General features: G+C 41.7%; 18 protein-coding genes and 3 pseudogenes. 8 read left to right on the plus strand and 13 right to left on the minus strand.

What is annotated here, in order from left to right; all coding sequences use genetic code 11:
- Window positions 1-29: 29 nt before the first annotated feature.
- The 3 genes and pseudogenes from E2K93_RS17815 to E2K93_RS17820 form a co-directional block, all read right to left on the minus strand.
- Window positions 30-274 (minus strand): annotated as a pseudogene (locus tag E2K93_RS17815) (endonuclease III); the annotation flags it as partial.
- Window positions 275-350: 76 nt separating this feature from the next.
- Window positions 351-1,202, minus strand: coding sequence for a hypothetical protein (locus tag E2K93_RS15660; RefSeq protein WP_135439988.1), 852 nt, complete (start codon window positions 1,200-1,202; stop codon window positions 351-353).
- 140 nt (window positions 1,203-1,342) lie between these two features.
- Window positions 1,343-1,534, minus strand: a pseudogene (locus E2K93_RS17820) (endonuclease III); the annotation flags it as partial.
- Window positions 1,535-1,671: 137 nt separating this feature from the next.
- Here E2K93_RS17820 and E2K93_RS15670 point away from each other — a divergent pair.
- Entirely contained in the window at window positions 1,672-2,592 is a 921-nt protein-coding gene (locus E2K93_RS15670) for a polysaccharide deacetylase family protein (protein WP_135439989.1), read from the plus strand.
- Window positions 2,593-2,649: 57 nt separating this feature from the next.
- On the opposite strand, the pseudogene E2K93_RS15675 reads toward E2K93_RS15670, so the two are convergent.
- A pseudogene (locus tag E2K93_RS15675) lies at window positions 2,650-2,898 on the minus strand (endonuclease III); the annotation flags it as partial.
- A gap of 209 nt (window positions 2,899-3,107) precedes the next feature.
- Here E2K93_RS15675 and E2K93_RS15680 point away from each other — a divergent pair.
- From E2K93_RS15680 to E2K93_RS15695, 4 genes are all read left to right on the plus strand, one after another.
- The gene (locus E2K93_RS15680; protein WP_135439990.1) at window positions 3,108-3,788 is read left to right on the plus strand and encodes a response regulator transcription factor; all 681 of its coding nucleotides are present in this window, start codon (window positions 3,108-3,110) and stop codon (window positions 3,786-3,788) included.
- Window positions 3,785-5,167, plus strand: coding sequence for a sensor histidine kinase (locus E2K93_RS15685; protein WP_135439991.1), 1,383 nt, complete (start codon window positions 3,785-3,787; stop codon window positions 5,165-5,167). The genes E2K93_RS15680 and E2K93_RS15685 overlap by 4 nt, the downstream gene beginning before the upstream one ends.
- Window positions 5,168-5,339: 172 nt before the next feature.
- Window positions 5,340-7,316, plus strand: a complete 1,977-nt coding sequence (locus tag E2K93_RS15690) for a sulfatase-like hydrolase/transferase (protein WP_135439992.1) — start codon at window positions 5,340-5,342, stop codon at window positions 7,314-7,316.
- A complete protein-coding gene (locus tag E2K93_RS15695; RefSeq protein WP_135439993.1) occupies window positions 7,304-9,745 on the plus strand; it encodes a DUF1566 domain-containing protein in 2,442 nt (813 codons plus the stop codon). The genes E2K93_RS15690 and E2K93_RS15695 overlap by 13 nt, the downstream gene beginning before the upstream one ends.
- Window positions 9,746-9,836: 91 nt before the next feature.
- Here the strand turns inward: E2K93_RS15695 and nth are convergent, their stop codons facing one another.
- The 8 genes from nth to E2K93_RS15735 all read right to left on the minus strand — a co-directional run bounded on the left by nth (window position 9,837) and on the right by E2K93_RS15735 (window position 19,082).
- On the minus strand, window positions 9,837-10,469 hold the full coding sequence (gene nth / locus E2K93_RS15700) for an endonuclease III (RefSeq protein WP_135439994.1): 633 nt from the start codon (window positions 10,467-10,469) through the stop codon (window positions 9,837-9,839).
- Window positions 10,470-10,518: 49 nt separating this feature from the next.
- Window positions 10,519-11,223 carry an electron transport complex subunit E gene (locus E2K93_RS15705; protein WP_135439995.1) on the minus strand — a complete coding sequence of 235 codons (705 nt, stop codon included), beginning with the start codon at window positions 11,221-11,223 and terminating at the stop codon, window positions 10,519-10,521.
- On the minus strand, window positions 11,210-11,857 hold the full coding sequence (rsxG, locus tag E2K93_RS15710) for an electron transport complex subunit RsxG (RefSeq protein ID WP_135439996.1): 648 nt from the start codon (window positions 11,855-11,857) through the stop codon (window positions 11,210-11,212). The genes E2K93_RS15705 and rsxG overlap by 14 nt, the downstream gene beginning before the upstream one ends.
- An 11-nt stretch (window positions 11,858-11,868) precedes the next feature.
- Entirely contained in the window at window positions 11,869-12,927 is a 1,059-nt protein-coding gene (rsxD, locus tag E2K93_RS15715) for an electron transport complex subunit RsxD (protein WP_135439997.1), read from the minus strand.
- Between the two features lie 6 nt (window positions 12,928-12,933).
- Window positions 12,934-15,867: an electron transport complex subunit RsxC gene (gene rsxC / locus E2K93_RS15720; protein ID WP_135439998.1), complete on the minus strand. Its 2,934-nt coding sequence runs from the start codon at window positions 15,865-15,867 to the stop codon at window positions 12,934-12,936.
- Window positions 15,868-15,877: 10 nt separating this feature from the next.
- The gene (gene rsxB / locus E2K93_RS15725; RefSeq protein ID WP_135439999.1) at window positions 15,878-16,432 is read right to left on the minus strand and encodes an electron transport complex subunit RsxB; all 555 of its coding nucleotides are present in this window, start codon (window positions 16,430-16,432) and stop codon (window positions 15,878-15,880) included.
- Window positions 16,432-17,010, minus strand: a complete 579-nt coding sequence (gene rsxA, locus E2K93_RS15730; protein WP_135440000.1) for an electron transport complex subunit RsxA — start codon at window positions 17,008-17,010, stop codon at window positions 16,432-16,434. Before rsxA ends, rsxB begins: the two co-directional genes overlap by 1 nt.
- Window positions 17,011-17,174: 164 nt before the next feature.
- On the minus strand, window positions 17,175-19,082 hold the full coding sequence (locus E2K93_RS15735; RefSeq protein ID WP_189637797.1) for an EAL domain-containing protein: 1,908 nt from the start codon (window positions 19,080-19,082) through the stop codon (window positions 17,175-17,177).
- Window positions 19,083-19,503: 421 nt separating this feature from the next.
- On the opposite strand from E2K93_RS15735, the gene E2K93_RS15740 reads away from it, so the two are divergent.
- The 3 genes from E2K93_RS15740 to E2K93_RS15750 all read left to right on the plus strand — a co-directional run bounded on the left by E2K93_RS15740 (window position 19,504) and on the right by E2K93_RS15750 (window position 22,072).
- A complete protein-coding gene (locus tag E2K93_RS15740) occupies window positions 19,504-19,890 on the plus strand; it encodes a diacylglycerol kinase (protein ID WP_135440002.1) in 387 nt (128 codons plus the stop codon).
- Between the two features lie 107 nt (window positions 19,891-19,997).
- On the plus strand, window positions 19,998-21,047 hold the full coding sequence (locus E2K93_RS15745) for a CNNM domain-containing protein (RefSeq protein WP_135440003.1): 1,050 nt from the start codon (window positions 19,998-20,000) through the stop codon (window positions 21,045-21,047).
- 326 nt (window positions 21,048-21,373) lie between these two features.
- Window positions 21,374-22,072, plus strand: coding sequence for an outer membrane protein (locus E2K93_RS15750; protein ID WP_189637798.1), 699 nt, complete (start codon window positions 21,374-21,376; stop codon window positions 22,070-22,072).
- 21 nt (window positions 22,073-22,093) lie between these two features.
- On the opposite strand, the gene E2K93_RS15755 is transcribed toward E2K93_RS15750, so the two are convergent.
- Complete coding sequence (locus E2K93_RS15755; protein WP_135440005.1) at window positions 22,094-24,274, minus strand: transporter substrate-binding domain-containing protein; 2,181 nt, start codon at window positions 24,272-24,274, stop codon at window positions 22,094-22,096.
- Window positions 24,275-24,278 lie beyond the last annotated feature (4 nt).

Below are 24,278 nucleotides of genomic sequence, written 5' to 3' on the forward strand. Positions count from 1 at the left end.
TATTACTGTTGCTAACCGAAGATGCAAGGCTATTCAGTCTTATTCTTAAACTCACACAAACCGTCAATAATACAAGCACCACACTTTGGTTTGCGTGCTGTACAAACTAACGGCCATAAAGAATAAGCCAGTGATGTACGTCTAGTTTGAATTCTTTAGGCACTATTTTAAGAAGCTTTTGTTCCACCTCTACCACCTTCTTGCCCGTGGCAGGTTTGGTGCGGTATGAAACGCGATAAATATGCGAGTCTAGAGTTATTGTTGGTCCGACGAAATATAAGGAAAGTAAATATTAGCAATTATCAAAAAGAGCTATTGGTCGCTGTTTTGGCAAATATTTAAGTAGAGTTTTAATCGATAGTGGGCAGCGATAAATTTATGCCTTTACTCATGAATATATTGTCGTACGCGAGACCGCCATTTCCATAAGGCTTTGTTTGTGGACCCGTATTACAAGTAGCAAAAAAGTATATCAGTGGTTGTTCTCGTTTCATGCGAAAATTCGCTTGTCGAAACACCAATGTTTGTTCTGAAAATTCGCCACCTTGCATATACACATCGTAAGATTGACCGCCATTAACAATAAGATTGTTATTTACAACGTACCAAATCTTATACCATTGAGAAGTTTGCAAAGGAGTCGCAGGTTTTCCAGAGTTATAGTTTTGAACTTTGCTGTATTGTCTGTATTTATCATCACTGTCTATTTTGACCATTAAGGTTCCGTCATTTTTGAATCCATTTGATTCATACTTGTCGGTGACTCTTAACGTTGGTTCAAATGCATTATAAGCATGTTTAGCAATGCCGCTAGCATCCATATTACTCAAGCCAAACGCGTGATTATTCGGAAATTGTTCAACTAAAATCTCAGTATAAAAGGTATAAATTTCTCCTACAGCAACAGCTTCGGGTAATTGAGTAAAGCTCAGAGCTTTACGATTACCTACAACACCATCCTTTGCTGGCTTTTTGATTAGATATTGATTGTGATCATCACTGATGATTTTAGTGATTTGTGGGTTGGCAACAAAAGGGGCCGTGTCATTTTGAGTGTCTAAGTTGGTCCAATTTTCTAATGTTGTTTGTTCGAAGTTATCGACTAATAGCCAAGGATTTTTAGGACTGGAAGAAACTGGAATAGATGATGGAGAACAAGCAGATAAACTAATACTAAGCAATAAGGCTATGAATGGTTTCATTTTAGTTGTTATTCCATCTTATCTTTAAACTCACACAAGTTCCAATAATACACATACCACGCTTAGGTTTACAAGCAGTGGACAGGTATCACCCGTGAACAATAAACCAGTGGTGTAAACTATTTAAAAGGTAGTTCACTTTATTTGCGCGCAGTACATACATAACGACCGTGTAGAATTAACCAGTGGTGTACGTCGACTTTTAATTCTTTAGGTACAACTTTTAAAAGTTTTTGTTCAACCTCTACTACGTTTTTACCCATAGCAAACTTAGTACGGTTTGATACGCGGTCTATATGGGTGTCTTCGGCTATTGTCGGCCAGCCTAAAGATAAGGAAAGTAGATATGGCTAACTATTTTGTGTAGTCAAATATTGAAGAAAATATTTTAAGTTGTTGATAACTATGTATAGTTGAAAAGATATATTTAACTGAGCGTAAGTCGATTACTAATATTAAGGAGCTATTAATGAATCGAAACTCAATTTTGCTATTACTTTCTTTAGTTTCTCCATTCTCTTATTCTAAACAAATTGCTTTAACTTTTGATGATGCCCCTTTAGCAGGGAGTCACATAATGAGTGGAGAAGAAAAAACAAAGAAAATAATAAAACATTTACAGGAAAATAATGTACCTGACGCACTATTTTTCGTAACAACGGCTAACATTACTTCGGAATTTGATAAACAGAGGTTGAATGATTATTCAGATGCCGGTTTCCACTTGGCTCATCATAGCCACACCCACGTTTCAGCCAATAAAGTTGAAGTTAACTCTTACATAAATGATTTTGATATTGCACATAAAGCGCTAATTAATTTTGATAATGTTTTGAAGCTTCATCGACATCCATATTTACACTATGGTGAGACGGTAAACAAAAGACAATCAATTCAGGCCCATTTAATAAGCAAAGGTTACGATTTTGGCTATGTAACCGTTGACAACTTTGACTGGTATATGAACTCAAAACTTTTAAAAGCAAAAGAACAAGGTCTTGAGGTCAATCATGACAAGTTAGGCCAGCTATATGTAGATACTCTATGGGAAGGTATTGAGTTCTACGACGCACTTGCACAAAAGCATTTAGACAGGCCAGTAAAACACGTTTTACTGCTGCACGAAAATGAAATTGCTGCACTTTTTTTAGGTAAGTTGATCAAGCATATACGGGCAAATGGTTGGGAAGTCATAGCTCCACAAGATGCATATAAAGATCCTATTTCAGATACTTATAATGCGGAGTTATTCCAATTTAATAAACAAGGTAGAATTGCAGGCTTGCTAGAGTCGAAAGGGCTAGAGAAAAGTATGCTTCGCCACAAGAGTGAAAATATCGAATTCTTAGATAAACGTTTCGAAGAGTATCAGGTCTTTATTAAACAATAATTGATGTGAGTGAAATAGAGCCAATATTCAATTGGCTTTTTTTAAAATAAAATCGTTTTACTCAGTCTTATCTTTAAACTCACACAAATCTTCAATAATACAAGCACCACACTTTGGTTTGCGCGCAGTACATACATAACGACCGTGTAGAATGAGCCAGTGGTGTACGTCGACTTTAAATTCTTTTGGTACAACCTTTAAAAGTTTTTGTTCTACTTCAACCACGTTTTTACCCATGGCGAATTTAGTGCGGTTTGATACGCGGTCAATGTGGGTGTCTACAGCGATAGTAGGCCAGCCAAAAGATAATTAAGATAGATAATGGGGTGGTTGATGGATTTGATATCCCCATAATAATCATTATTGATAGTAGCGCTATTAAAATTTGTTGATACACCTCATCTTCTCCTCATGTTAACTTGTATACCTTTGAAGGTGTGTTGGGAAATTTCACAGTTAATTGCTAGTTAAAAACTTGTTCACCACTAAACCGTTTATTGTAGAAGAGCTGTAAGATGAAATTATTATTGGTTGAAGATTCCGAAGCACTGTCTAGGGCTGTCGTTAAAGCGTTGAAAGCATCTGGGTTTGCGGTAGACGCAACAGGTAATGGCTCTGATGGTTTATGGATGGCATTAGAGAATGATTATGACGTGATTATTCTCGATATAATGCTACCGGGGTTAGATGGTCGAGAAGTGCTTAAAAAGTTGAGGGAAGCTAACAATGAATCGCCGGTATTGTTTTTGACAGCGAAAGACTCAATTGAAGATCGTGTTACTGGTTTGCGCTTAGGCGCTGATGATTATTTGGTTAAATCATTTGCGATCGAAGAACTTATCGCTAGGGTTGAAGCGCTTGCTAGACGAAAATACCAAACCCGCTCTCCAAAATTATCTATTGGTGATTTGACCTTAGACCGATCAGCCAAAATTGTTACTCGAGGAAGCTATAATATCCCTTTATCCTCTCAATTGTTTTCATTATTAGAATACCTCATGTTGCATGAGGGAAGTGTTATTTCTCGTACCCAAATAGAAGAGCATATTTATGACGAACAAGTGTCGCCCATGAGTAACGTAGTTGATACAGCAATATGCGCTTTGAGAAAAGCGATTAAGGTATCAAAAAACGATGCTTTACTAATTCATACTCGAAGAGGTATGGGCTACGTAATTAGCGAAGAAAAGCCATGAAAAGTATCCGCTCACAACTATTATTTTGGCTAGTGCCAAGTTTTATTGTTATTGCGATTTTAGCAGCGGCAACTTTGTATTTTTCTGAAAAACGTAGGCTTAATAGTGGCCTTGATAATGAACTTAATAAGCTTGCTCGCACGGTTCAACTTGCCAATAGAATACCAATACCACCTCGGAGGTTTGGTGGTAATATGAGGTCACCAAAAGAGATTGCTAAAAACACCAAACGTTTGCTTAACGATGAAAATAACACCTTTTATTTACAAGCTTGGGATGAAGATGGAGCAACAGTAAGTAAATCTGAAAACCTTGCCGAGTATCAGTTTAGCTACCCGAGTGAACAACATCAGCAACGACACTACAATAGTCGGTTAGCTTCGGGTGAAGATATTCGTATGCACTCTTTTACGTTGAGGCTCGGCCCTAGAGTCGGTGATATACCTGTTTCAGTTGCGATTTTGAAGACAGAGACGAATAAACAATTAGCGACACTTACTTATAAATTGATAATTGGAGGCACATTTTTTTGCTGTTTATTGTCATTCATACTTGTTTTTACCATAAGAAGAACATTAGCGCCGATACAATATCTGTCTAAAAAAGTGGCGGAAGTAGAAGCTGGTTCGTTGCATAATAGATTGAATGTTGAAGGTGTACCAACGGAAATAACTCCTTTAATCAGTAGGCTCAATCAATTGCTTGCAAGATTGGAAAAAAGTTTTGAAAGAGAGCGCCAATTCAATAATGACCTTGCGCATGAGTTACGAACGCCGTTAGCTGCTATTCGTACAACAAGTGAAGTAGCAATGAAATGGCCCGAACAGTCATCAGTTGATGATTATCGATATATTGCTGAATCTTCTGCACAACTACAAAATACGATAGACAGCTTGCTCTCTTTAGCTCGAATAGAGAACTCTGGATCTGAAATACTCCTCGAAAAGGTGAATGTCTCCATCGTTATTGAAGAATGTATTGCTTTGCAATCAACGCTTGTAAAAAAGCGGGGGATAACGCTTGCTTTGTCCTTGAATGAACAACACGTAATAGAAAGTAACCCTCACCTTTTGCGTATTATTATTTCCAATCTGATAAGTAATGCTGTTGAGTATGCACCTAAAAACAGTGAAGTCATTATTCACAGTAACAACAGTCATTCGATTTTTACGATCGCTAATCTTGCTCCTAACATAGGTAAGAATGACCTCTCGACAATGTTTGACCGTTTATGGAGAAAGGATAGTTCGAGAACGGGTACTAATCATGTTGGTTTAGGCCTTTCAATCGCGCATTCGGCTGCAACAGCAATTTCGTTAAAGTTAACGGTAGAGCTAGATGATAAGCAAATGTTGATAATGAATCTGGCTGAAGAATAAATCGAACAGTGGAGCTATTTCTATATCTCCTTTAAAGCATGCTAATTGACTTCATTTTGCAAAACCAAACATTATCTTAACATTTATTTATTATCCTCATCTTCCGCTCATCTTTCTTCAAATATGATGTCGAAGTTAATGGGAAATTTTAAAATATTGGATCGGCATTGTTATGATAAAAATAAGAAATAAAAGTACTTTTCTCGCATTGTGTATTACATCACCCTTACTTTTTCTGTCTGCTTGTGGCGGCGGAGGTGGTGATACGTCAGGGGGGAGTGAAAATACAACAGCACCCAAACCAACCATCGCCTTATCTGCCAGTTCAACGAGTATAGAAGTTGGCGAGAACACCTTACTTACTTGGTCGAGTAGTCACGCGACAAGTTGCATTGCCTCGGGAGCGTGGAGTGGAGATAAATCACTTACAGGCAGTGAAGAAACTGATGTATTTGATGCCGTTGGGAATTACGATTTTGAACTAAGTTGTAGTGGAGAAGGCGGTGAAACCAAAATTAGCCTACCTATCGCGGTAATAGATATTGTTATATCAGAGCCATCAGAATATCCAAACATATTACTTATCATTGCTGATGATATGGGTAAAGATGCTACCAATGGTTTTTCAGAAGGCCAAATAAAACCGACTACACCTACGTTAGATGATCTTCAAAATGCGGGTTTATCATTTAATAATTTTTGGAGCTACCCTAGCTGTACTCCAACAAGAGCTTCAATGATAACGGGTAAATACGGTGTTAACACTGGCGTGAAATGGGTTGGTGATATATTAGATCCGCAAGAAGTTACCTTACAAAGCCATATTAATACCCTAACTAATGACCGTTATTCAACTGCGGTAGTCGGTAAATGGCATATTTCAGGAACCGAACCAACCTTAAATCCAGAAGATTTTGGTATTAATTTTTACTCAGGGATTATTAGTGGCGCTGTCAATGATTACTACGAGTGGCAAATGTATGAAGATGGTACTACTTCGAGGCAAACAGAATATGCGACGACAAAACTAACGAACGTTGCTATTGATTGGATAGCACAGCAGCAAGATAAACCGTGGTTTATGTGGATGGCATACAATGCTCCACATACGCCGTACCATGTTCCACCAAACTCTATGCACTCTCAAGGTGATTTACCAGCGTATGAAGATGGTATAGACGCGTTACCCTATTACTTAGCTGCAATAGAAGCGATGGACTATCAAATAGGTCGTTTACTCGACAGTATTCCTCAACAAGAATTAGAAAATACCGTAATTATTGTGATGGGTGATAATGGTACGCCTTCGAGTGTTGCGCAGTCTCCTTATCGGCAGGGAAGTTCAAAAGGTTCAGTGTACCAAGGCGGCGTTAATGTACCATTATTTGTTACAGGTAAAGGCGTAACAAGATCGGGACTCATTGAAAACCTTGCCTCTGCGACAGATATATTTAGCACTATTTCAGAAATTGCTGGCATTGATGAACCCAATATCCATGATAGCTTGAGCTTAAAACCGCTCTTTACTAATGATGTTCAAATTAGAGATTATCAATACGTTGAAAAGGACGATGGCGATGTTGATATGTGGGCGATCAGTGATGGAGAATACAAGCTTATCGTGAATGCTGACGGCACCATGAAACTTTACCATTTAGCTTCCGACCCATATGAAGAACAGGAGCTTATAAATAGTGGCTCTTTAAGTGCAGCAGAACAAGCAATCATTACAGAGCTAGAAGCAGAGCTTGATAACATCAGAAATGGTAATAACAATGGTAATGATCCTGAACCTTTAGAATTTAATACAGGCATGGCCTTTCTAAACGATACGGGCATAACTTTCGGCTCAAATGAATCGAATAACGGTACTAACTGTACTACAACTATCACAGGCACAAATGGCTTGCTACTGGAACAAGATTGCAGTCAGGGAAGAAGTGCGACTGTTAATTCCGGTAGTGATGGTGACGGTGGTTTTTATCTTACTCGTATCAATGCCGATGGCAGTGTTTATAGTGGCAATGGGAACTACGCTTCAGACCCTTGGGCATGTGTTCGTGATGATAGAACAGGCTTGCTATGGGAAGTGAAAACCAGAGATGGTGGCATCCACGACGCGAATAATTTTTATCGTTGGGGGGCTTAACAGCAAAAGATAGAGATAATGAAGATAGAGATGGTGATTACTATGATGACTGGAACAATCTGATTATCGCTACCAATGAGGAAAATTTCTGCGGTTATAGTGACTGGAGGGTACCAGATAATGCTCAGTTTATGTCATTAGTAAACTTCGGCAATGGCTTTGGTCCTAACTCATTTAAAATTGATCAAGGCTATTTTCCTAATGCAACGAGTGACTTTTACTGGACTGCGTCTCCTTATCGCGGTTCGCATGGTGAATTTTATGCTTGGGCGTTTCAATTAGCCTTTGGTAATAATAAAAATGTTCAGCGTTATCAAGCATCAGCACTCCGCTTAGTTAGGGTGATGGATCCATTTGTTGATAATGTAGAGCAAACGCCTAATGAACGTTACAAAGTGCATAATGACGGTACAGTGACTGATTTAGCAACCGATCTTATGTGGGCGCAATGTGTTGCAGGCCTTAGCGGGATTAACTGTGATAATGGTTCAGCAGAAACCATGGACTGGGCGTTAGCATTAGAGCATGCTCAAACTAGTGAGTTGGCGGGTTATAGTGATTGGCGACTCCCTAATATTAAAGAACTATACTCATTAGTCGATTTCAACCGTGTTGAGCCTGCTATTAACCTAAATGTTTTTCCATCCACAAGCGTAGATTACACATGGAGTTCGTCTCCGATGATAGATTTTGCTCAGGATTCTTGGTTTGTAAACTTTAAAGCGGGCTTGAATTGGTTTAAAGGGCGGAGTTCTGACATGTTGGTGAGGCTTGTGCGTAGCGGCTCGGGTGATAATGAATTAGCTAGTGTTGATCTCCAAAATGGACCGGCCATAGTGGTGGATGATGGTTTAGGCTCACCTGAAGGGGAAATTGCTCCTGTTGATGCTCATGCTCAAGTGTTAATTGAAGAGCAAGGTTATACGGGCGACCCAACAACGGGGCGTGAATTACCTAGCATTAATGATGATAAAGCTCAGCTTGGTAAAGCTTTGTTTTATTCAAAACGATTAAGTGGCGAGTACGACACCGCTTGTGCTTCATGTCATCATCCAGTTTTAGGTGGCGGAGATAATTTGTCGTGGCCTGTTGGTTACGATGCAGTTGATGTCTTTCATAACTTCTCTTCTAATACCGTTGGTTCAGGCCGTTATTTTAATGGTAGTGATTCAAATGAGCTAGCAGGATATCCCCTGATTGGCCGTAATGCGCCAACGATATTTAATATTGGGCTAATGGATCGAGGATTGTTTTGGGATTCACGTATTGAAAGCGCAAGTAATACCCCAGGTACAAGAGGCACTGATGCGGGTATTATTACGCCAGATTCTGCCAATTTTAACAGCGTAGACAGTAATATTCCTGAAGGCGCTTCATTAGCCAATGCGCAATCTCGTTTCCCAACGGTAAATCACAATGAAATGCGAGGTGATGAGCCATTAACAGATGATGACAACCAAGCATATCGTGCAATGTTGGCTGCTCGTTTTGAAGGTGATGCAGAATGGGAAGCACTCTTTCAAACTGCCTATGGTGATTCAGATATTAGTTTTGACCGCATTGCCGAGGCGCTAGCTACATTTGAAGAGTCTATGGTGTTTACCAAAAATCGTTGGCAGGAATACGTAGCTGCTTTGAAAGGAATTGCAGACAGAAACATTGATGTAATGACGCAGAATGAAAAAATTGGCGCGGTGCTGTTTATGACCGCAGGTGACGAAGGAGGCGCGGCGTGTAGTCAATGTCACTCAGGTGATGCGTTCACCGACGAGAAATTTCATGCCATTGGACTAGGACAAGTAGGGCCGGGTAATAGCGATAGTTCAAGTTTCCCACCCGTGAATAACTCTGACTTTGGTCGTGTTAATATCACGGGAGACGTAGGAGATACCTATCATTTTCGTACATCACCTTTATTGAATATCACAGAAACAGGCCCTTACATGCATAATGGCAGTTTATCTACTTTACGACAGGTTATGGATGTTTATGGAAATCCGGGAGGAGCTATGAATGACTTGCTTGGAATAAGCACTATTCTTAACGGCAATGCTAGGTTTAATGAAATGGGAAATGCTGATTATTGTGAGCTAACATCTATCATCGATATTATGGATAAAACCGGCGAAACATGTGAACAGGTTTATAACAATATGAATCCTGATGCATTTAACAATACGCGTATTTTGTTTCGACAAACGTTTGATGAAACCGTATCGAATTCACCTGCACCTGAAATTGATATTAACACCGAACAATCTGAAAAAGTGATTGAATTTATGGGTACGTTAACCGATCCATGTGTGACAGATAGAGAGTGTCTACAGCCTTGGATTTTTGATTTGAGCAATTGGACTACTCACCCTGACTATAATGATAATCCTGATTGGATACTTATTGGTGAAGATAAAAACGGTAATGAACTCTAATTTAATACGTTTGAACTAAATAACAGCACCTATGAGCGTTAGGAAATATACTACTTCTGACGCTCTGTTTAATTCGTTTTAAAATATAACTTTACTCAGTTTTATCTTTAAACTCGCACAAGTCTTCAATAATACAAGCACCACACTTTGGTTTGCGCGCAGTACATACATAACGACCGTGTAGAATTAACCAGTGGTGTACGTCGACTTTGAATTCTTTAGGCACTACTTTAAGAAGCTTTTGTTCTACTTCAACCACGTTTTTACCCATAGCAAACTTAGTGCGGTTTGAAACGCGGTCGATGTGGGTGTCCACTGCGATTGTCGGCCAGCCAAATGCGGTATTTAGCACAACGTTTGCAGTTTTTCGGCCAACGCCTGGTAGGGCTTCTAACGCGGCTCTGTCTTCTGGTACTTCACCGCCGTGTAAGTCCACCAACATTTGACAGGTTTTCATGGTGTTTTCGGCTTTGGTATTAAACAGGCCAATGGTTTTTATATAGCTTTTTAATTTGTCTAAACCAAGATCAAGAATTGCTTGCGGGGTATTAGCAACGGCATAAAGCTTATCGGTTGCTTTATTAACACCAACATCGGTCGCTTGGGCGGAAAGTAATACGGCAATAAGCAGCTCAAACGGGGTGCTAAAGTTAAGCTCAGTGGTCGGGTGTGGATTGTCATCACGCAATCGGGTGAGAATTTCTAATCGTTTTTCTTTATTCATTGTTATTATCGATTTAACGCCATTCTATATGTGCATTACGCAAATTCTATTAACCATCAAAGTTAACGCGTACACGCTCAATGCTGCTGCTTTCTTTTGCTGGTTCTTTTTGCTTAACACGGTTGTCGATATAGTTCTTTAAGGCTATTAAAAAGCCCATCGCGATGAAAGCACCCGGCGGTAAAATAGCCAATAAAAATTTGCTATCAAAATGAAATATATCAATACGCAACACAGTTGCCCAATCGCCAAACAATAATTCTGCACCATCAAATAGGGTGCCTTGACCAAGGATTTCGCGTATTGCGCCAAGCACCATCAGTACTGCAGCGAATCCAAGTCCCATCATCAAACCATCAAAGCAGGCTTGTTTTAACGGGTTTTTCGATGCATACGCTTCTGCGCGACCGATGATGGCACAGTTAGTGACGATAAGCGGTAAGAAAATACCTAATGATTGATATAAACCAAAGGTATAGGCGTTCATCAGCAATTGCACACAGGTTACGAAGGCCGCGATGATCAATACAAAGATTGGAATACGCACCTCTTTTGGCACGTAATCACGTATCAAGGAAACCGTGGCATTTGAACACACCAAGACCAATAAGGTTGCCAGGCCTAAACCAATCGCATTGGTCAGGGTATTGGTTACCGCTAATAAAGGGCATAAGCCGAGAAGTTGCACCAATCCTGGGTTGTTTTTCCAAAGCCCTTGCCAGGCCAGTTCTTGGTATTCACTACGCTGGGTCATTGATTTCTCCATGACAAGAAGGCTGTACTGACAATAATTGCTGCTTGTGTTTGGCGAAGTAGATTTGTGCGTTTTTTACCGCTTGGACGACCGCTCTTGGGGTAATGGTTGCTCCGGTGAATTGATCAAAGCTACCACCGTCTTTCTTTACTGCCCAAGTTAACGCATTGTCTTCAGTATAGAAGCGACCGTTAAAATCTAAAATCCAATCGTCTTTACGGGTCTCGATTTTATCACCAAGACCTGGTGTTTCTTTGTGCTTTAATACTCGTACGCCACTGAGGCTGCCATCGATATTAATGGCGACCAATAATTCAATGTTGCCATTGTAGCCATTTGGCGCAATGGTGGTTAGGGCGACGGTTGTTGCGCTGTCATTTACGCGGGCAACGTAGGCGGTTTGCATTTGTTCGCTGCCGAGTAAGTCGGCATCACTAATTAACTGACAATCATTATAGAGATCGTTATTGCTCTGATCTTTAGCGATCACCTGATGTAACGTATCAAGCAATTGCTTTTGCTGTTGTCTTTCAATTCGATCTTTGGTGCCTAAGCTGACAAGCGATACCATGGCTGTACAAGCGACCGCGAAAATGGCGAGTACTTTGGCATTATTTTCTATGGCTTTTTTCATCAATGATTCTCTTACTTGCTTGCCTTGTGACCATAGGTACGTGGACGGGTGTATTGATCAATCAATGGCACCATCATGTTGGCCAGTAATACCGCAAAGGCGATGGCGTCCGGATATCCACCAAAGGCACGAATAATATAGACCATAAAGGCAATAAAGGCGGCAAATATAACTCGCCCTTTGCGTGTGGTTGACGCGGATACTGGGTCTGTAAGGATGAAAAATGCGCCTAACATGGTGCCACCACTTAAATAATGGAACATCGTTGAGGCACTGCTATCAGGAGAGATGCTGTAGGCGATAAATGTCACCAACCATAATGTCGCCAAAAAGCTCGCTGGAATAACCCAGTCGATGGCTTTTCGTGCAATCAGGTATAAACCGCCAATGAAAAAGCCTATGTTTACCCATTCCCAACCAAGCGAGAAGTGCTCGCCAAATACTGGGCTAGTGATACTTTCTTGTACCGTTAATCCCAAGCTTAAGTCGGTTTTTAAGGTATCTAATGGCGTTGCCATGGTGATACCGTCAATGTTCATACGCAGTTGTTCAACGGAAAACCCTTCCCAGGTATAGCCTGTTAAAATAACCCATAAGTGATTGAAAAAGCTGATGTCATGGCTCATCAATTGTTGCACTGGCTGCCATGAGGTCATCTCAACCGGAAACGATACCAACAACATGACATAGGCGGCCATTGCTGGGTTAAATATGTTGTAACCCAAGCCACCATACAATTGTTTGACCACACAGATGGCAAAAATACTGCCGATTACCGTGATCCACCATGGGGCAAGCGAGGGTACCGATATACCGATAAGTAAACCGGTTAATACCGCAGAGAAGTCACCAACTTGCGCCTTAATATTTTTATCGCGAATGGCTAAAAATGTCACTTCAGCGAGCACAGCAAAGGTGATTGCAAGGGCAATTTGAATTAAGGTGCCCGGTCCGAAGAAATAATATTGTGCGGCAATACCGGGTATCGCAGCCATAATCACCGTGCGCATCAAACCCGGAGTTTTCGACTTGATGTGGTTATGTGGAGAACTTGCTATCCAATAAGCCATGGTCAGTTACTCACCTTGTTGTTCTTTGTTTTGCTTTTTCGCCTTGGCTTTGGCGATAGCGGCAGCAATTCGGGCTTTTTTATCATCTGCAGCTGAGCTTGATTCAGCTGCAGGGTTATTTGTAGCAGTCTCTACACCAGTGTCTACAGCTATGTTTTCAGTAGCGTTTGCATCCGCTGCTTGGTCACTGTCTGTATCTTTATCCGAAGCCTCAACCTGTTTTTTCGCTTTCGCCTTTGCAATAGCCGCAGCGATACGCGCTTTCTTGAGCTCCGCTTGTTCGCCATCTTCTTTGGTCAGTTCATTATCGGCAGACGCTTTGGCTTTATTATTGGCTGCAGTTTGTTGTTTTGACTTTGCCAACGCCTCTTTTAAGGTCAAGCTTTTAGAAGCTGAGTCCTTAGTCGATGTCGCAGCAGGCTTGTCCGCAGTATTTGCAATTGCGCTTGCATTTGTATCTGTATCTGTACTTGCATCGGTGGCAGGCTTAGCGGCTGTTTTTGTAGCCGGTTTCGCGGCTGCTTTTGTCGCAGGCTTAGCGGCTGTTTTTGTAGCCGGTTTCGCGGCTGTTTTTGTAGCCGGTTTCGCGGCTGTTTTTGTCGCAGGTTTCGCGGCTGCTTTTGTCGCAGGTTTCGCGGTTGTTTTTGTCGCAGGTTTCGCGGCTGTTTTTGTCGCAGGCTTCGCGGCTGTTTTTGTCGCAGGTTTCGCGGCGGTTTTGGTCGCAGGTTTCGCGGCTGTTTTTGTCGCAGGTTTAGCGGCTGTTTTGGTTGCAGGCTTAGCGGCTGCTTTTGTCGCAGGCTTAGCGGCTGTTTTTGTCGCCGGTTTCGCGGCTGTTTTTGTCGCCGGTTTCGCAGCTGCTTTTGTCGCAGGCTTAGCAGCTGTTTTGGTTGCAGGCTTCGCGGCTGTTTTACTGTCACTTTTGTCTACATCGGCTAAATCCAACTCTTGCTGAGCTGATTTTGCTGCTTTTTTAGCTTTTGCTTTTGCGACAGCACTTGCCACTCGTGCCGACTTTGCTTTGTCTGCATCGTTTGCCGTTGCTGTTGCCGTTGCTGTTGCTGTTTTAGGTGCCGATGGCTTAACCGCTGGTGCGGTTGTCGCTTTAGTTGCTGCTGGCGCAGGTTTATATTTAGCAGACGCTGCTGTGCTTTGGCTGTCACTCGCAGCGGCTTTCTTATCCGCAGCGCGTTGCTTGGCTTTGGCTATCGCTCGCGCTTTTGCCGCAGCTTTAGCGTCGTCGGCTTTGCTATCGGCACTTTCAGGTTGAGATGTTCCTTCAACCGCTGCCGCTTTAGCTTGTTGTTGCGCTTTTTTCTTGGCTTTTGCACGCTCAATAGCAGCTGCAGCTCTTGCTTTGGCATCCATTGGTGCAGGACCTGTATCATCTGCCGATTGTTGCTCTGCTTTTTTAGCTTTAACTCGAGCTAACGCCGCAGCAACCGCTGAGTTGCTGGCACTGCTTTTGTCTTTCGTCATGTTAGCACGGCGTGCTTCCATGGCTTTCTTGTGTTTTTCTTCACGCTCAAGCTTTTCACGCTCTAAGCGAATTTTACGGGCTTCAAAACGCAGTTTTGCGCGTTCCGCTTTGCCTTCTTGCAATTTGTTTTGACGAATGGTGGCTTTTGCAACGCGATAGTAGTGCACCAAAGGAATATGACTTGGGCAGACATAAGCACATGCTCCACAGTCGATACAATCAAACAAGTTTAGCTCTTGTAACTTGTCAAAATCCTTGGCTTTTGCATACCACTGCAATTCTTGCGGTAGCAAATTAGAAGGGCACACGTCGGCACATTGACCGCAACGCACACACTCAATCTCTTTCTCGGTAGCGGCGATTTCAATTTCACTTGGCGCCAATATACAGTTGGTGATTTTTACCGCTGGGACATTTAAATCGGCCAAGGCAAAACCCATTAACGGGCCGCCCATAATCACACGCTGTTTCGGTTGTGGCTTAAAGCCAACTTGTTGCAGTAGATGCTCGATAGGGGTACCAAGAGGAACCCATAAATTCTGTGGCTTATCAATGGCTTTACCGGTTAGCGTTACCACACGGCGAATCAACGGCGTGTCGTTTAATACCGCTTCACTGATGGCAAATACGGTTGCCACATTCTGCATAATGATGCCCATGCTAACAGGCAAAACACCGCTAGGTACTTCTTGATTTGTCAGGGCTTTAATAAGTTGCTTTTCACCACCGGTTGGGTACTTAGTTGGCAACACACAGACTTGCACTTTAGGATTATGTGCGGTCGCTTTTTTAAGCGCGCCGATGGCTTCGGGTTTATTGTCTTCAATGCCAATCAACACATGCTCGGGTTCAAGCAAATGATCAAGTATGTCTATACCACTGGCGATGGTCGCGGTTTGTTCGCGCATTAACAGGTCATCTGCGGTGATATACGGCTCACATTCCGCCGCATTGATGATCAAAAACTTTATGCCTGGTTTGACATTGACTTTTATATTGGTCGGAAAACCTGCACCGCCCATTCCTGCAATACCCGCTTCGGCGATTTTATCGATCAAATCCGCTTTCGATAACTGTTTAAAGTCTTTTACGATTTCTCGTTTGCGCCACTTGTCTTCGCCATCAGGCTCTAGGATTATGCACAAGTCCTTCATTGCCGACGGGTGGGCTATTGTCGCAGGCTTAATCGCCACTATGGTTCCCGACGTAGGCGCATGCACAGGCACAGCCATCGGGTTGCCATTTTTACTTAATTGTTGGCCTTTTAAGACTTTATCACCGACGTTAACAATAGGCTCACCTGCTTTACCGACATGCTGCTTTAACGGCAATATGATTTGTTTTGGTAAGGCAATGCTTTTAATCGGTTTGGTGTTTGACAAAAACTTTTGCTCTGGAGGATGAATACCACCAGCAAAGTTAAAATATTTGTGTTCTTTTATGCGTTCAAGGACAGATTCCACTACAACCTCACTAATCTATCTGAACGATATCAATCGATTCGAGATCCCACTGCCAGGTCTCTGGCGTTTGCTCGATAGGGATCATTTTAATACAGTCGACAGGGCACGGTTCGACACATAGGTCACAGCCCGTACACTCATCGGCAATGATGGTATGCATTTGCTTTGCTGCACCGGTAATGGCATCGACAGGGCATGCCTGGATACATTTGGTACAGCCGATACAATCTTCTTCGATGATAAACGCAACTTTTGGTGTTGCATCCGCTTCGTGGGCTTCATCGAGAGGAATTGCTTCGACACCCATTAAATCAGCTATCTTTTTGATGGTGTCTTCACCACCAGGTGCACATTTGTTTATCGAGTCACCATCGGCAACGGCTTTAGCGTAAGGTTTACAGCCAGGGTAACCACATTGACCACATTGTGTTTGCGGCAACAAGGCATCGATTTGTTCGACCAGAGGATCGCCTTCAACTTTATATTTTACTGAGGCAAAACCAAGTAGGGCACCAAAGCCTGCGGCAAGTAAACCAAAGACAAAAACCGCCAATAAAAATTCCATTATTTCACCAACCCGGTAAAACCCATAAAGGCTAATGACATCAAACCTGCGGTGATCATGGCAATAGCGGCACCTTGAAAGGGCGCTGGCACATCGGCGCTGGCGAGTCGTTCACGCATTGCCGAGAACATGATTAACACGATGGAAAACCCGACGGCGGCACCAAAGCCATACACGATGGACTGGAAAAAATTATGTTGTTCGTAGAGGTTTAATAGAGCAACACCTAACACCGCACAATTGGTGGTGATAAGCGGTAAGAAGATGCCCAATAGACGGTATAGATTGGCAGATGTTTTTTGCACCACCATTTCGGTAAATTGCACAACCACGGCAATAACCAATATAAAACCCATGGTGGTTAAATATTCTAAGCCAAGAGGCTGCAATAAATAGGTGCTAAATAAATAACTGAGTAGCGATGCCAGAGTGAGTACAAAGGTGGTTGCCAACGACATGCCGATGGCTGTTTCCGTGCGCGACGAAACCCCCATGAAAGGACATAGGCCTAGGAATTTGACTAGAACGAAGTTGTTTACCAACACGGTTCCGATCAAAAGTAAAACGTAATCAGTCATTTATGTCTATTTGTTAGAATCACTGAGGTTATTATCCTAGTTTATATGCAATTTAACAACTTGTTGTTAGTAAGGTTATTTTTAATTGCTGATTTTTTAATCTTTATAGTACAAAATTAAACTAAGACGGGTAAATTTGTTGCTTAAAAAATAACGAAAGCGCCTTAAAGCGCTTCCGGTTTACCTAAGTAATAGCCTTGACAGCCGTCAATGAATATTTCATCAAAGGTATACTTTTCTTCTTGTGTTTCAACACTTTCAGCCAATACGCGAATGCCAAGACGATGCGCTAAGTCAATCATCAAACGTAAGAAGTACTGATTGTTTTTATCTAAGTGAACATCACGAGTGTAGCTACCGTCCATTTTCACATAATCTGGTGATAATTCACGGAAGAATTTAAATGAGGTGATACCAACACCAAAATGCTCAACACAAATACGCGCACCGACACGATGTACCATGTCGATAAAGTATTTACTGCCACGGATATTTTGCTCTAAACCAAACTCACTGATTTCAAACACCAATCGTGTTGCGATATCGTGATCTTTTAATAAGCGGCGCTCTAACCAAATAACAAAATGCTCGTCATGAATCGAGCGGGTCGACAAGTTGATACCAAAAAACTGGCTACTTATGTTTTTCTCTTTTATTTCCGCTAGGGTTTTTTCAATCACTAAGCGGTCGATTAGAATGATTTTATCAAGCTTCTCAGCCATGGCGATAAACGTTGCGGTTGGCAATGTTTCACCTTCAGAACTGGTAAAGCGCGATAGTACCTCGTGATAAATACGATTGTTACGGCTGCTTGGTTGAATGATTTGCTGTAGCAAGGAAACGCTTTGGTTTTCAATAACAAAGTCAATTTCTTTGCTCCAGGTTTGATTACCATAGGTTGCGGTATCGCTATGCAATAGCTCTGGATCTTGTTGGACAAACCAAGCGTTCTTATTGCGAGTTTGTGCAACAGAGATGGCTGAGTCAGCAATCGCTAATAACTCACCCAGTGGGCGCTTGGTATCTAACTTAACAATACCCGAATAAGCGATAGAATCGAAATCAGCCAACTGCTGGTACTCATTAAATAAGCCGGTTAGCTCGTCACAAAACTTTTCAGATGCTTTAACGGTAATGTTCGGTAAAAAGGTTGCAAAGTCAGAACCATTAAGGCGATATAATTTGGACCCTTCGATGTGCTTACATTGAGCTTTTAGAATATTGGCCACTTGGCAAATATAACGGTCACCTTCTTGATAACCATGCACTTTATTAATGGTTAATAACTCAGAGCAACGGGTGATGATCAAAACACCAAACGCAGAATCGCCATATTTTTTAACGTACTCGTCATAGTTATCAACAAAACCACTGCGATTTTCTAATTCGGTTAGGGTATCAACAAACGCTGTTTGTTCGAGTTGTTGGGTTCGAATCACTTTATTTGCGACAAAGGTTTTCAGCTCGACTAAGACTTTGTTTACATCAGAAAACTCAGTCGGTAAGGCCAACTTTGTTGCCGTATCTCGGTTTTCGATAGCGGTTTTAATTTCTTTGGCAATATTCTCAGAAACGTTTTGCGAGGCACGACGATATGCTCGCGCGGTCATTTTTGCGGAAATCATCGAACCGGCAAACAATACCAAAATCATGACTAAGGCAATAAATGAGGTGATTTTGTAATACACCGCATACAACTCGTCGTTATTAACTTTGTAGGAGATGTATATGCCTAAGTTGTTGTTTTTTATCTTGCTAGGCGCAATATCCATACCAACTAAGGCCAGTAGGGATGGGCTGGCAGAGGAATTTTTATAACTGTATATCGGTTGATTATTAAGATCAGTTATCTTCAGCTCGTCATATTCGAACGCTAACTTCAATTGTTTAGAAAAGCCTTTTAGATCGTCACCCTGATAATGTTCAGTGATCTTATTTAAGCTGACTTTATGGTCATTTTGGGCTTCTTCAACAAAACCAGTGAGGCTGTAGATACTGAAAATCACATAGATGACGGTAACCGCCAAGGTAATGATCAGATTCTTGAAAAAAATTCGTGAAAACGACGACATGAAAATGAATCCTGTTTTCCAGGGCATGTTAACTTAGCGTTTTATTTAACGAGATGGTTAACACACTCTACTTATTATTATTAGCAAATATCCCTGCCTCAATAACCTAAGACAATCGCTTAGCATCCTAATCATCTGCGCAAATGTTACTAATTAAAGGCGCAATTAACGCGGCTTTAATTATTCAATCGCCACCAATGATATTGAGGTCTATCTAAAATATTAAAATTGTCATGCAAAAGCAATATATTATTCACTTAGCTGCAGACAAACGCATAAACATCATCGCCGCAGCTGTAACGTTTACTAGACGACTGATTTAAATGCATTTTTTACGGCATTAACGGGTTGTTTTTAAGGCTCGCATTCATTCATAAGCTCGAATATAATGAGCATTATCGATGATAATTAATAAAGATTTATGACCAATAAACCTAATGGTACCGGGCTTGCGCGCATAATTAAGGCCGGTTATTGCTCTATCAAGGGCTTTCGTGCCGCTTGGCAACATGAGGCCGCTTTTCGTCAAGAAGCGTTGTTGTGTTTGCTACTTTTTCCTATCTCAATTGTTATCGCCAGTGATTTTCAGCAATGGTTGTGGATGTTTTTCAGTATGATTTTTGTACTGTTTGCAGAGTTGGTCAATTCTGCTTTGGAAGCCTTAGCCGACAAAGTATGTCTTGAACATGACCCTTTGATTGGTCGAGCTAAAGATATTGGTTCTGCCATTGTTTTTGTTGCTTTGGTGTTTATGAGTGTTGTATTTTTTATAACGCTATATCAATACCTTGGCGAATTATTACGGTAATTGACTGTCTAAATAACGCTTAATTGCGAATTGTTACTGGTTTGTAGTAACAGTTTTAGCGACTATTGATTACACTTATCAGTCTATCAACACTAGTTTAAAGGTTTATGACACTACTAATTATTTATTTGAGTATTGCCATTGGCGTATCGTTTTTATGTTCGATACTAGAGGCGGTACTTTTATCCATCACACCGAGCTTTATTGCTCAAAAAGAACAAGAAAAAGAACGTGGTGGGGCAATGCTGGCAAAAATGAAGGACAATTTAGATCAGTCCATTTCCAGCATTTTGATTCTTAATACCTTTGCCCATACCATGGGAGCAGCTGGGGTAGGCGCACAAGCGATAAAACTATTCGGTGAAAAATGGGAAACCCTAATCGCCTTCGTTTTAACCTTAGCTATTTTGTACTTGTCTGAGATTATTCCAAAAACCATTGGTGCAACATTTTGGCGTCAATTGGCGATTCCATCGGCTTATATGATTTCTATTTTGGTTAAGCTGGTGTTTCCATTGGTGTGGTTATCTACCCGTATCACCAAGTTGTTTTCTTCAAAATCGAGCCACGGTACTACCCGTGAAGAAGTCCTGGCAATGGTAAGCTTGAGCTACAAAGATGGCAAAATGGTCAGTCAAGAAAACCAACTGATTGAAAACATTTTGACCTTGCGTGAAGCAAAAACTGAAGATATTTTAACGCCACGCTCGGTAGTTCATGCATTAAATGAAGAGACTAAAGTTGTTGATGCGCTTACCACAGAGCAAACCGCTGTTTTTACCCGCATGCCGGTATACAAGGGCAGTATTGATAATATCACTGGGGTGATCATTAAAGGTCAACTCTATGAAAACGATCGTCAAGGTAAAGGTGAGTTGCAACTAAAAGCGATTTCTAAACCTATCTACCGTATTTCCGAAAGTTTTCCGGTGCTTAATTTATTGGATTTGTTTATTAAACGCGGCGAACACATTTTCTTGGTCGAAGATCACTTTGGCCAAACGGCAGGTATTGTCACCCTCGAAGATGCCATTGAGACCATACTCGGTCGAGAGATCGTTGATGAAAGTGATAAAGTGGCAGATATGCAAAAGCTAGCGAAAACTAAGTATCGCGAGCGTTTACGTAAAAAACTAAACACATTACCGGACGAATAAACCGAGTAATGTTGCATAACAAGTTTGATTAAAAGCATCGCCAAAGCGGTGCTTTTTTTATGTCTATATTCGGCAATTGCTAAGCGTACCGGTTAAGCGGTACTTGTTGCCGGAAGATGTTGTTAGTAGGTGTTGCAGGGAGCTGTTGTCGAGACGTGTTGTCAGGAGAGATTAAAAGAGACACTGCAAAATAACCCTACGGCATCGCCTCATTACGACCCATGGCCATTGTAAGGCATTGTCAAAGTTCAAATTTTAGCGAAATCTTGATCTTTGCCTATACTCAGTTTTATAGGTATATCGATGCTAAAAACAATAAGGGATTTATGGCGAACGTTATTAAACGGCTTGTTGTCACTGGACTTAGTTTGCTCAGCATATTGTTGCCATTGGCGGCACACACACAAGAAACAGAATACTTTGATGGCGCTCAAGATACTGAGGCTGAAGCGGAGCATGATGGGTCGTACTTCTATTTAGGCTTGATGGCCGGTAATGCCGACATGACCACGGAATTTGACGCGTCTTCGGTGTTTGATGGGATGAAATACGAGCAATCGCAAGATGAACAAGGCTTTGGCTTATATACCGGGTTTAATTTTGCCGATGTGTGGTCTTTAGAAGGCATGCTGTTTATTGTCATGGATATGCAAGGCAGACCATCTGAACTGCCGATTGATGATGTATATCTTACCGTTATTACGCTCACCCCTAGCTATCATTTTCATATATACCCATCGTGGTCGTTGTTTGTTAAAGCCGGTCTAGGGGTGATGATATATACCGAAGACTATGACAAACACGGTGAGGAATTTAGCCACAGTGACAGTGATTACTGGACAGGCATTGGCTTTTCTTTCGGCGCTGGTACGCAGTTTGATATCACCGACAATATCGCGATTCGATTAAGTTACGACTACGTTGAAGCTGAACTTGAGTCCGATGACAATAATCACCATCCAAATTTACTCGACGTAGATCAGGACTTTGAACTGGTATCGTTCGGTATCCACTATCAATTCTAATCAGAGATAAGATCATTATTGTTAATGAGCGGTGGTCACTACGTCTTTAAGCATCAAGTATTTGCGGCGAATATTGCGCACGTAAGTCACGGGTTCTTGGCCTCTAACATAACCATAACGAGCTTTAGAGGAATATTTACGCTGCGACAGCAATAATATTGCCCGCTCAACATTGTTAAACCAAATGTCCCGTTGCCAACCTTTTTGCTCAGCCAAACGCATCGCGTCAACCACATGACCAGGGCCGGCATTATAAGATGCCAAGGTAAACCAGGTTAATTGGTCGTCGCGAACGTCTTGCTCTTGCATGCGTTCACTGACCCAAGCCATATATTTTATCCCAGCATGGATACCCTTTTCAGGATCTGTAACATCGATAATATTGAGTTGCTTGGCCGTGCGAGGCATTATTTGAAACAAGCCTTGAGCTCCAGCAAAAGACGTTGCGTTGGGATCAAATCGACTTTCTTGGTGCATTTGTGCGATCAGTAAATGTGGGTCAAAGCCATATTGTGCTGCGTATTTTTCAACAATCTCATCGTAAGGTGATAAATTGCCGCCAGCTTGCAGGTTTTCATAGGCATCATGATGCTTATCAATTAATCCGTCGGCTTCAAAATATCGCTTGTGGATGAGGTTGTAAAATAGACCGCGATAGGTACGTTTGATATAGCTGTCTATTTTTTCTCTAAGCTGATTGTTGCCATCTTTGAATATCCAGCTTTGTGCTTTCTCTTTTCCTATAAAGATACTTGGCGTGATCTTGGTATCAAGGTTGAGCTCCATATCGACTAAGTGATTATCCGCTAGTGTTAAATCAAATTCGCCACTGGCAACGCCTTCGATAATTTGTTCGGTATCGTATTCTTCAGGGACTTCACTGACGGTTATCTGCGGAATGATGGATTGTAAATCCATAAGGGTTTGATAATAAGAACTGGATTTACGAACCGCAATATTACGGTACTTTAAATCGTGGACCGACTCGATAGGTGGATCATTCGGGCCAGCAACAATTTGCTCGCTGGCATAGTGGTATGGGCGTGAAAACGCTAACCCTTGCTCGGCTCTGTGCTGGTTTGGCGTGAAAAAGCCTAGCGCGATATCGGCTTCTCCAGTTTTGATCATGTCAAACATTTCAATATTGTCATCAGCAACCAAAATTTCGTAACGAAGCTTGTGTTGTTTAGCAAAGTCTTTGGCTAACTCATAATGAAAGCCCATTAATTGGCCTTTCCAAAGGTAATAGGATGAGATGGTATTGCGCATGACTATGCGAATGGTGCGCCGTTTAGTGATTGTTTGCCATGCGGTGACCGATTCACTGTCTTGCTGTGCGCCTAGCTGTTGTTGTCGTAAAAAGGTATTGAGTTGTTGTTTTAAGGTTGCAGAGTCTTTTCTTACCGCCCAAGCGATGCTTCTAGCGACGTTGGCTTGCAGGCTTTTGACGATATCATCGCGGTATTTTAAGGTTGAGTCGATTATGTTGCCGTCAACGATGGTTAAATCGTATTCACCCTTAGCCAAGGCGTCGTATAGTTTATCTCTCGTGGTCTTGGCTGGTATCTGTTCGATTTGAATGTTTGGATAGACGTTGGCAAGACCTAAAGCGGTTATGGCATGCGAGGTACCAGGTTGTACCGCTATTTTTCGACCATCGAGATCTTTTGCGGCCGTTAATGGCTTATTGTTTTTACCTAAGACAATATACTCAGGTGTTTCTGTGATAGGCAAGGTAAAATCAACCTGCGCCTGCCTAAGCGTATTTACCGTCATATTGGCGGCAATAATATCGCCTTCATTAGCCAGTAGGGCGGGGATAAGCTGCTCAAACGATGGTTTTTCAATGTACTCCAGATTTAGGCCATGATTATCGGCAAATAATTCGAGATATTCTCGGTCAAGATTCGGCGGTGAGCCCGCTCTAGGCAGGTAGTTTTCATTGCCTGACCATACCAATACTCGCAGTACGCTTTTTTGTGCTTGTTGTGCTTGCTGCGTTGCCTTGTTATTAGCGCTGTTCGAGTTGTTTGTTGTATCCTTGGCGAATGGTTTAAATGCGAGCAAAGACAAGGCGCATAACATGACCATAACTAAGCGACTAAACCAAACACTTAGCCAAGGGCTAAAGCAAGAGCTTAGCCAAGCTTTGTCGTTGCGCCATGGTGATATTTGCCTAAGGTCGATGTTTTTATGATTCATCGTC

This window comes from Thalassotalea sp. HSM 43 (assembly GCF_004752005.1).
Classification (GTDB): Bacteria; Pseudomonadota; Gammaproteobacteria; order Enterobacterales; family Alteromonadaceae; genus Thalassotalea_A.